The sequence below is a fragment of the Streptomyces sp. NPDC048331 genome, assembly GCF_043201215.1.
Lineage (GTDB): Bacteria > Actinomycetota > Actinomycetes > Streptomycetales > Streptomycetaceae > Streptomyces.
The window spans coordinates 21,378-31,035 of the sequence record NZ_JBICYT010000063.1 but is presented as its reverse complement, the minus strand read 5'-3'; the positions used below and the strand labels follow the sequence as shown (position 1 = coordinate 31,035).

Genomic DNA, 9,658 nt, shown 5'->3' with positions numbered 1-9,658 from the left:
AGCCACACACAGTGCGAGATGATCTCCACCGGGTACCGGTGACCCCTGTACGACGGCGACGCACTCTCCACGGCAAGACCCTCCCCCGGCAGGACAGACCCGAAGATCATTCCACTCAGTCAGCCAACGTGACAGTGCCCTTCAACGTGATCACCGCGACCTGCGGCGGGGCGTTCCGGCCGCCGAGGTGAGGTGTACGCATTTACTGCGGCAGTGACGGAAGGGCGGGGTGGACGTGACGATCGAACCGGCGGGTTTCTCCCGGGCATGCGGAGATCTTGCCGGGGAGAACGAGGGGGCGAAGCTGGGGGACGCACGCCGAAAGACTCTGAAATTACATTCAAATCAGTCGATGGATTCTAAGGAAATCGCGGATCGTACCACTCGATGGTTAGTTCGCCAGGCCGCACTCGCGGCTTTAGCCCTCCGGCATTACCGCGCCCCCTGACGGAAGAATTCATTTCACGCAGCATGCTCCGCAACGAGGGCCACTTTGGCTGGTATTGCAAGCGCCCGTCGTCATAGGCAAGCACGGAACCGAGCAGTGGGCCATTGCCATTGTCCAGGAATAGTTGGCCTCCAGCTGAGTCACTGGCAAGGGGTAGCCAGTCCGCGTGGCAGGTGAGGCCGTAATTGTCCACTAGCGTACCTCGTCGGCGCTCGTACTCTATGCCCTCCAGCATGACGGAGCGTCCAATCAGGATTTGGTCGACGTCGTTAAGGGAGTATCCCCCAGGGAGATAGGCTGAAGGCGAACCACCTAGTGTGACAGGGGGGGCTCCATTGTGGCAGCAGAGAAGGGCCAGCAAGTCTGGGTGTATGGAATACCCATTTCCACTAAGCCTCTCGATCTCGCTTTCACTGGCAGGCGGGTTCAAGGAGAGGAGCGTTCCTGGAGCATTTATTTCCAGCCAGGCGCGAAACATCTCCCACTCCTCGGCCACTGGGATCTCAGGCATCTAAAGCTCCTTGTTGAGGTTGAATTTCCGACCCTTTTCATCTTTCGCCGATAAGATGGCAATTCGGATTTAAGCAGGGTAAAGAGCTTTTCGCAGGCAGCGGGCGAGACCTGGCCCCGTTCCATCTCGGCGCCCTTCAGCACGGCCTCGCTCTTCCACCCGGACCGCTCCAAATCCATTGACAAGGAAGGACCGCCGCCGCCCCCTCCGCAGCTGGTTAGGCCAATGGAAAGGACGGCGGCCAGCAGGTATCGCTTCTTCACTTCACTCCGAGGTACTCGCACAGCTCCGGTCCGGACTTTTCGGCCAGGGCCAGGAACTCGCCCAGTACGACAGGCTCGTCTGTTTTCAGCGCGAGAATCTCCTCGACTTCGGGAGACATGCGGATCTGAGGCGGTGAGATGCTGTTCTGGGCGGAGATCGTGGGGGACTCGTCTGCCGGGATCAACTCGCGGAGGACGTGGGCGACCGCGAAGTCGCGAGGTTCGACAGCGACACCGTGACGCACCCGTGCCACCTCGACCGCCACGCTCAGAAACCGCCGGGCGTCGGAATCCATTGTCCGCATGCGCGCTCCTTCATGGGGTCAGGTCAGCCGGTCAGGTACTGGGTCCGGGAGTAGAACGTCGGGAGGCTCCAGATGTTCCCGTGCTGGCCGAAGTGCGTGCCCTCGGTCCGGTACAGGTATACGCCAGGGAGTTTGGTCGTGTCGTCGTTGACCTGGATGACCTTCTGGGTGTTGTGGCTGATGACCTCCTCACCCCGGTCCCACCATTGGCCGCCGTCCAGAACCTGGACCTGGGCCTGAGTGTTGGCCTTGTCGAGGCGATCGGAGCACTTGACGCGGACCATGCCCCGGACGACGTCGGTGCCGACGCTATAAGGAGCCGGGACACTCTCGTCCCAGCCGCAGGTGACGTGGTGCTGGGGGCCGGGCTCCCCGCCCTGGGGGCTCTCCGTCGCGTTGGCGGTGCCGCCGAGGGAGGCGAGGCCGACGAGGGCTGCGGCGACGGCCGCGGTACGCAGTTTATGTAGAGCTTTCAAGGAAATCTCCTTATGTGGACCGCGAGACATTCCCCCTTGCTCCGGGAGAAGCGGATGCCCCCTCGATCTGTACCGGACACTAGCCGGGGCGTGCCGGATTACGAACCCTTCAACAAGCCAATTGACGTGAATGCAAAGCACGTTGAAGTTCCGGATATCGCTCGCACCCCCGGCGTCCGCAGGGGGTCCGCCGCAGGGGTCCGCGCTCCGCATAAAGATGAAAATTCCGTGAGTGTCGGCACGCGTCACTACTCGCTGGAACGGTTGCGGAGTAGTGAAAGTCCCCTGATAGAGGCGACCCCAGCCAATCAAGATCAATCTCACCGGCACTGGCTGTTCCGTTGGTCCAACCGCCGTCACGCGGACGCCAGGACGTACAGGGCGCGCACGAGTCCGCCGGACACCGTGGCATTGACCGCCGCGATCAGCTTCGGCGCGCTCCAGCGCAGCTGCGTGCCGCAGGCCGGAGCGTCGGGAACGACGTCCAGGCGGCCGCTATCCACGTCGAACGCCGTCGCGTTCACGCGCCCGGCGAGCTCGGGCACAGCCGCGGCGAGCACGGCGTCGAACTCAGCGAGGACGCCTCCGTCGGCGACCGTGGTGGAGACCTTCATCGACTCTCCGTAAGCCCGCCCCGGTCGGAGCACCTGGCGGCCAGGCCGCAGGGCTGCGGCGGGCGCGAAGTGGTAGACACCATGCAGGACGTCGCCTTCGCCGACCGGTTCCGGGTCAGCGGCAACGGCGGTTGCCCGTGCCGACTATGCGGCGCCGTCGGTCCGGAGTTCACGGTCCGGCCCGCAGAAGGGACACGCCTCGATGCCATCGGCCAGGAGGCGAAGGGCCTCGTGCCGGGTGAGCTCCTTGCCGTGGCCGTCGGGGCAGCGGCCGGCGTGGACGCGGATGGGGCGGGGGCCGTAGTCGGTGCGGTGCACTTCGAGCTTCCAGTCGGGTACCTGTGGTGCTGTCCTGCGGGCGGTGGCAACGGCCTCTTGCTGTTCCAGGCGGGCCAGGGCATCGCGGGTCTGGCCCAGCTGCCACTCCAGCCAGCCCATGACCGCCCGGTGCCGGGCGATCTGCTCCGCAAGATTTTCGTTCACATGTTCTATTTTAAGGGGTGGCTGCTCGCTCGGCCCCGGCCGCAGCGGGCGCTGGTGGCGGGGTCTCCTCGTAGTGAAACAGGGCCCCGCCACCCACCACATTCGTCAGGGGCGTCAAACCCGTCGCCGGGGTTAGCCAGCCCGCTCGAAGGTGAGGCTGGCGTTCGGGCATTCGGCGGCGTACTGCAGCAGCGCCTCGCGTTCGGCCTGGTCGACGGCAAGGCCCCAGCGGTGCTTGGTGGCGACCCATTCGCCGATGTACCGGCAGTGCACGGCCGGGGCCGGCATCCACGTCGCCGGGTCCTGGTCGGACTTCTGCCGGTTAGAGCGGGCGGTGACGCCGACGAGGGTGACATCGGAGCCGAGGTCGTTCGCGTAGCGGCGGCGGCGCTCGGTGGTCCAGCCGTAGCCGCCGGAGTCGTGGACTTCCGCGAGCGGGACCATGTGGTCGATGTCGATACCGGAGGGGCCCTGGACAAGGACGTCGTCGTAGTAGGAGTGCCACACCCCGCCGGTCAGGGAGCAGCCGGCCCCGACGGTCGGGGCTTCGATGGCCTCGGCGATCAGGACGTCGTTGCGGGCGGTGCAGCCGTTCTTGTCGTCGTCCTTCCAGTGCGGGTACAGCTCCCGCTTGTAGCCCTCGCGGATCTCCTCGGCGATCGGCAGAGACGTGATCGCCTCCGTGAGCGTGTACTCGTCGGCTTGGGCGGTCGTCGGGGCGAGGACTGCGAAGGCCAGGGACGCCGCGACGAGACCGCGGCAGAGATTGGTGATCATGGTCCGGTGATACAGGGCCGACCTGCACGGGCTCGACCCGGTGCAGGGGCGCCTCACTCCGTCGGTGGAACAGGTTCACCGGGAGAACCGATCATGCTCCGTCTGCACCGGACGAACAGGACGCGATGCCGGGCGGCCGGGGGGTCAGGAGCGGAGGTAGTCGTTGAGGTAGGTGCGGGCCGCGGCCTCGCTCGTGCCGAGGGCGGAAGCCACCTCTTCGATCGGCACGTCCCGTGCCGCGAGTTCGTACACCGCCTCTTGGCCGGTCTGGGCAATGACATAGCGCAGGTCAGCAAGGGCCTTCAACGTGACCAGCGGCTTCTCGGCGGTCAGGCCGTCGAGAAGCCGGACGAGTTCGGCGAGGAGCACGGTGAGCTCTTCGGGGAGCGGGACGGCCGCGTCGCGGATGACCGACAGGTGAGCGCCATAGTCCGCGATCGGCCCCGACAGGTCGACGTCCGCCTCGTAGAGGGGCCTGTCGTCGGGGAGGGCGGTCCAGTCGAGCGGGTACTCGGCCACACCCCGCCACCCGCAGGAACAGCGGCCCCGCAGCACTGAGCCTCGCGGACGGCCGTGCCGCCCGTCGTAGGCGTGCCACTCGGTCGACGACGGCATGTTCGAACCGCTGCCCACGTCGAAGTAGACCGGGCCCGGCTCGGTGCCGTCGGCCAGCAGCACCCCCACCGCCCCCTTGTGTGCCGCCCCCAAAGCCCGCAGAACCCTGTCCACCACGACCGTCCCCTTCCCGTGAACACGCGATCGGGCCGGCCCGCCTGCCGGTCCCGACGTCCAGGCTGCCGGTACCCCGGTGCCCGCGTACGGTGATCCGCCGAAAGCGGTACGGGCGTACTGGTGCACAAGGGCTTCACCGCGCCGGGCACCGCAGTGCCTGCTCCCGTCGCTGAAGAGAACCGACCAACCGGTTGACGCGCTCTACAGCGCACCGTCTATCGGGCGGGATGGCGCAGGAGTCAATCGATATGCATCGGTTCCGATCATTTTCGGGCGGCAGGAAAGTTGAGGCCTTCTGCGCCGTAAGGGAGATGTGACGCGGATGCGTTGCTCTCCGATCGAACATGTGGAGCGTGAATTGACAGCCCTGGACGTGGTCGGGGTCATCTCGGCCGTGGCCGGCGTGACCCCCGTGGTGTTCGCCGTGTACCGGGCCTGGGGAAGGGCTTCTCGCGGGCGAGTGGGACGCGAGGGGGCTCTTGCCCCGGCCGGGCGTGGTCCCGGTACGGCGTGCGGCTGCGGTTGGTCCGTCATCGTGCGGCACGAGTCGTCGGGCGGCGGCCGGGTGACGGTCTGGACCACCCTGGTGGCCGGCCCTGCCTCCGATCCCCGTGAGCCGGAGCGTGGACCGTGGTAGACGGCCCGGACGAGGAGGAGCTGCCCTGGCAGGAGGCCGCGCGCACGCTCTTCGAGAAGCGCGTGGGGGAATGGACCCGCCTCATCGCGGCGGGGCTGTGGAAGCGGCATCCGATGCTGCGCTCCCAGGTGCAGGACATGGCGCACGAGGCCCTCGTGCGGACCTATGTCGTGTGGCTGCGAGATCCCGGGAAGCGGGACCGTAACCCCCTGCCGTACGCGCGGGAGACCGCGAACAACTTGGCGAACGACGCCTACGACAAGCTGGCCGAGCCCGCCGACGAGGCCGGTCTCCAGGAGTGCGAGCGCGTATTCGTCGCACGCCCCAGCCGTGCCTCGGACCTCCACGGCGACTACGCGGGCCTCGTGCCGCACACCCCTGTGGACCCCCTCGAGGACCTCGTCATACCCGCGATCAGGCGGATGAAGAGGACACAGCGCAGGGACGTCGCGGAGATGCGGAGCCAGGGCATGGAGGACCAGGCCATCGCGGAACGCATGAAGCGGGAGCCGGCCCGCATCCAGACCCTGATGACGAAAGCAGCAGCCGAGCTGAGGGAAGACGAGCAGATCCAGCTCCACATCCGCGAGCGGCACAGGAAGACCCGGCGCCGGGAAGAGGACACAGGTGAGTGATGTGAGCGGCAACGACAGCGAACGGGGCGACACCGGCGCGGCGGAGCCTTCCGCGTTTGCCGCTCTGCTGTCCGGACTGAAGGGAGCCGACTTCTGGGACCGGCCCGGAGGCGACTGGGGACCACGGCAGACGTGGAGGGGGCAGGAACTGGAACGACGCCTGCACGCGAACTCGTGCTACAGGCTCGGCTCGAAAGCACTACGGATCGGCGAGCTGGACCGGGCCAGGAACTGGCTGAAGCGGGCCTATGAGGACAGCCACCCCGGCGCCGCGTTCCGCCTGGCCGTGACCTTGTGGCGGCAGTCGGGCCCGGACGCCGCCCCTCAGGCCGTCACCACCGTCGTGAGCGCCGCCCGGTGGGGACACCAGGACGCCCGGACACTTCTGCGGCAAGCCGGATGGGACCTCGCCGACATCGGCCTCGCAACCCCCGAGGACACCGTCCCCGACCAGGATGGTGAGTTCATCGCCGACGTGCGGACCCTCCTGGCGACCTTCCGCAAGCGCGGCACGTTCACCGCCCGGATCCCCCAGCCCAGGCGTACAGGAACCACCCCAGGAGCCCTGCCCCCAGGCACGGGCCCAGCCGCCGTTCCGTCGACGCGAGCGCCCCGAGACCGGAAGCCGGAGCCCGGCTCGGCCTGGTCGCCGGCTCCGCTGCGGCACGCGTCACTGACGCACCTGGCGCAGCAGGTCCCGCCGGCCACCCCACCACTGCAGCGCTGGCAGTCCGCGCAACGGGTTCTTGAGGTACTGCAGATCATCGCCGGCGCGGGCCGGGCGGTCGGCGAGAGGCACCTCGCCTGGGCCACCAGCCTTCCCCACCCGGTGATGCGACGCCTGCTGGTATGGCTGAGTCAGCAGCACCTGACCCTGCGTACCCTCGATGGCGGATATGTACCAGGGCCCGCCCTGCGACTGATCGCGGTGTCCGAGGCAGGCCGGCCCGGGAAGGTCATCGACCAGGTCCTCGCCGGCCTGCGGGACGCCGTCGGCGCGGCCGTGTACATCAGCACCTACAGCCAGGGGGAGGTGTCCATCGTCCGATGGTCGGACGGGCCGAGCACCCCAGGCGTCAAACAGAGGGTCGCCTTCACCGAGGCAGCACACGCCACCGCGGTCGGCAAGAGCCTGCTTTCCCAGCTCGACTTCGACCAACGGATGGACCACCTCTCACGGCACCGGCCCATCGCGCTCACCCGGCGCACCATCACCGATGGCACGGTGCTCTTCCAGAACCTGGACCACCATGGCCCGCTCGCCGCCCAGTTCGACCTCTTGGAGTACTCCGACGGCGAAGTGTGCGTAGCGGTCCCCCTCGTCATCGATGGCGAGATCGGCTGCATGGCCCTGTCCCTGCCCGTCGCGCAACGCCACCGGCTCATTCAGGCAGCGAAGGTCCTCTCCAGTCGCTCCGCCGGGCTTCTTCTGTCCCTCCTGCTCGCCGCCAGCCCACCCGACCTGGAGGCCGGCAGGCAGGACGCGCCCGCACGTCGTCGGCCGGGCGGGACCGCCACAGGTCACCAGCAGGCCGCGCAAGGGCGGGCGCCTGATCACACCAGAGGAGAAGAGGCGGACAACCTTGAGGAAGAACACGAGGCACAGGTGATTCCCTTCCCCTCGCGAGCCGTGGAACCGCCACCCGTCGAGCCCCCGGACGTGTTGTGCTCCACGAACCTCGACCTCTCGTTCAGGGAGGTTGCCGGCAGCCGCAGCTGACACCGTGATGGTGGGGGCCGCGCCACGGCATGGCCTCCACCACCGCCACCACCCGCGTGTCAGGTCCCTGCGGTTCACCAGGCGGAACAACGCCTTTGCCACATGCAGGGAGCAGTTGCGAAGCCTCCGTTCTGACTGCGACGTGTGCCAGGCCGCCTTGATCGCCCGGCTGCGGCGCAAGACTCCCCGCCCCGGGGCGTTGCGAATCGGGCCCGTCCGGGGCGGCACGGCCACCGACTCACACCCGCTCCAAGATCTTGCCTGCGGCTTTCGGGCCTGCGCGTGGTTCGCTCGGCGTCGGTCTCTGCGCTCGTGCAGATCTGTTCGGCTTCCGCGTGTGCGTCGTTGCGGAAAGCTTCGGCTTCGCACAAGGGCTTGTCGTGGAAACCGTTACGCGCAGGCACTTGTTCGCGGGCTGGGCCCGGCGCTGGAGCAGCCTGACGTCCTGCCAGTGGCAGCGCCAGTCCGTGACAAGGGGCGAAGCGGACCCGAAACGTCGCAGCAGCCGGCTTGTCGAGTGCATCCAGAGTGGTGGCGACCCGGACGAAGTTGCGAAGCGACTCGAGAGAGGGCAGCAGTCAGGGGCGGTGGGGCTTCCTGCCTCGCCCCGTGCGTTCTCTTCGCCGAGGGCGGTGTCTGGTTCAGACGTGGAGTGCGGGCTGCGTGGGGCTACGGCGGGCCATTGCGAGCAGCGGCGAGAAGTAGAGGAACAGAACAGAGAGGGTGAGACCGACGACACCGAGGAGGATGGTGGCGTGCAGTCCGATGACGGTGGCCGTCACGCCGGCGAGCAGCGCACCGAGCGGTGCAACGCTCCACTGGATCCAGCGAATGGAGGCCGTGACCCGCCCGAGCATGTGCTCGGGGCTTTCCAGCTGTCGATAGGTCCGTTGCGCCGTGTTGTAGACCATGACGCCGAACAGCAGGATTACGTAGCAGGTGCAGACGATGACCTGTCCGCCGAGGCCGGGGTTGACGAGGAGTACGGGGAGCTGGCCGGGGCCGTCGAGTAGGGCGGTGACGAGCAGGACACGGGGCATGCCGTAGCGACGAACGATGCGGGGGGCTGCGAGTCCGCCGATGATGGCGCCGGCCGCGCCGATGCCCAGGACCATGCCTGCCGCTGATGAGGACCAGCCCAGTTCGCGTACGACGTAGAGGAGCCAGACGGTGTTGCTCCAGGAGAGCAGCACCGCGTTGGTGGCGTTGAAGCAGGCGATGGCGCGGAGGACGGGGTGGGTGAAGACGAACTTGAGTCCTTCGACAATCTGGCGCCGGAACGTCGTGCCGCTGCTCTGCTGATGGGTTGTCTCCTTGGTCCGGTCGAAGAGCAGCAGGACGAGGGCCAGGAGGTAGGAGAGGGAGTCGACGGCGATGGCACGTGAGGCGCTGAGGAGTCCAACCAGGAATCCGCCCAGGCTGGGTCCGGATAGCTGGGCGAAGCCGTCTGAGGCGCTGATTCGGCCGTTGGCGACCATGAGGTGGTCGCGACCGACGACGACGGGCACGTAGCTCTGATAGGCCGCGTCGAAGATCACGGTGAACACTGCGTTGAGGAACGCGATCAGGTAGAGCTGCCACATGCTCAGGACATCGAGGACCGCTGCGAGTGGGATGGTGGCCAGGAGCCCGGCTCGGCCGGCATGGCACAGCAGCATGAGTGGGCGTTTGGCTCTGCGGTCGACGAGGGCTCCGGCCGGGAGCGCGATGAGTACCGGGGGAAGCACGCCGACCGCGGCGAGGACGCCGAGTTGCAGGGGCGTGGCGTCCAGCTCCTGGATGGCGGCGAGCGGAAAGGCCAGTGTGGTCACCGCGGTGCCAAGCACACTCACGGACTGGCCGGCCCACAGGAGCCGGAAGGGAGTGTTCTTCGCCAAGGCTATGGCTTCAGGTTGTGCGCTCCGCAAGGAGTCCCCCGTCGTATCAGTTCTGGCCCTGTACCCACCCGTGAGCTGCTGCAGCAGGCGGAATTCTGCGTTCCGGACCGGGACAAGGCCTGGTGTGAATCGGTGGGCGCAGGGGGCGGTCGTTTCGGTCCGCGGCTGAGCAGGACGGGA

General features: G+C 67.5%; 9 protein-coding genes. 2 read left to right on the top strand and 7 right to left on the bottom strand.

Going from position 1 to position 9,658, the window contains the following annotated elements; all coding sequences use genetic code 11:
- Positions 1-1,218: 1,218 nt before the first annotated feature.
- The 6 genes from ACGFYY_RS40175 to ACGFYY_RS40150 all read right to left on the bottom strand — a co-directional run bounded on the left by ACGFYY_RS40175 (position 1,219) and on the right by ACGFYY_RS40150 (position 4,609).
- On the bottom strand, positions 1,219-1,527 hold the full coding sequence (locus ACGFYY_RS40175; RefSeq protein WP_393717278.1) for a hypothetical protein: 309 nt from the start codon (positions 1,525-1,527) through the stop codon (positions 1,219-1,221).
- A gap of 23 nt (positions 1,528-1,550) precedes the next feature.
- Positions 1,551-2,003 (bottom strand): hypothetical protein, encoded by a 453-nt coding sequence (locus tag ACGFYY_RS40170; protein WP_393717276.1) that lies wholly within the window; start codon positions 2,001-2,003, stop codon positions 1,551-1,553.
- 356 nt (positions 2,004-2,359) lie between these two features.
- Positions 2,360-2,617, bottom strand: a complete 258-nt coding sequence (locus ACGFYY_RS40165; protein WP_393717274.1) for a hypothetical protein — start codon at positions 2,615-2,617, stop codon at positions 2,360-2,362.
- A gap of 144 nt (positions 2,618-2,761) precedes the next feature.
- Positions 2,762-3,100: a DUF6233 domain-containing protein gene (locus ACGFYY_RS40160; protein WP_393717272.1), complete on the bottom strand. Its 339-nt coding sequence runs from the start codon at positions 3,098-3,100 to the stop codon at positions 2,762-2,764.
- A 132-nt stretch (positions 3,101-3,232) separates the two neighbouring features.
- A complete protein-coding gene (locus ACGFYY_RS40155; protein ID WP_393717270.1) occupies positions 3,233-3,877 on the bottom strand; it encodes an HNH endonuclease family protein in 645 nt (214 codons plus the stop codon).
- Between the two features lie 144 nt (positions 3,878-4,021).
- Positions 4,022-4,609: a hypothetical protein gene (locus tag ACGFYY_RS40150; RefSeq protein WP_393717268.1), complete on the bottom strand. Its 588-nt coding sequence runs from the start codon at positions 4,607-4,609 to the stop codon at positions 4,022-4,024.
- Between the two features lie 630 nt (positions 4,610-5,239).
- Between ACGFYY_RS40150 and ACGFYY_RS40145 the strand changes: the two genes are divergently transcribed.
- Together ACGFYY_RS40145 and ACGFYY_RS40140 are read left to right on the top strand one after the other, a co-directional pair.
- The gene (locus tag ACGFYY_RS40145; RefSeq protein ID WP_393717266.1) at positions 5,240-5,881 is read left to right on the top strand and encodes a hypothetical protein; all 642 of its coding nucleotides are present in this window, start codon (positions 5,240-5,242) and stop codon (positions 5,879-5,881) included.
- Complete coding sequence (locus ACGFYY_RS40140; protein WP_393717264.1) at positions 5,874-7,601, top strand: IclR family transcriptional regulator C-terminal domain-containing protein; 1,728 nt, start codon at positions 5,874-5,876, stop codon at positions 7,599-7,601. Before ACGFYY_RS40145 ends, ACGFYY_RS40140 begins: the two co-directional genes overlap by 8 nt.
- A gap of 641 nt (positions 7,602-8,242) precedes the next feature.
- Here the strand turns inward: ACGFYY_RS40140 and ACGFYY_RS40135 are convergent.
- Entirely contained in the window at positions 8,243-9,478 is a 1,236-nt protein-coding gene (locus ACGFYY_RS40135; RefSeq protein ID WP_393717262.1) for an MFS transporter, read from the bottom strand.
- Between the last annotated feature and the right edge of the window lie 180 nt (positions 9,479-9,658).

Bases quoted from the DNA above. Each gene is read 5' to 3' on its own strand.
- ACGFYY_RS40175 (WP_393717278.1), bottom strand. From the start codon at position 1,527: ATGCGGACAATGGATTCCGACGCCCGGCGGTTTCTGAGCGTGGCGGTC.
- ACGFYY_RS40165 (WP_393717274.1), bottom strand. From the start codon at position 2,617: ATGAAGGTCTCCACCACGGTCGCCGACGGAGGCGTCCTCGCTGAGTTC.
- ACGFYY_RS40155 (WP_393717270.1), bottom strand. From the start codon at position 3,877: ATGATCACCAATCTCTGCCGCGGTCTCGTCGCGGCGTCCCTGGCCTTC.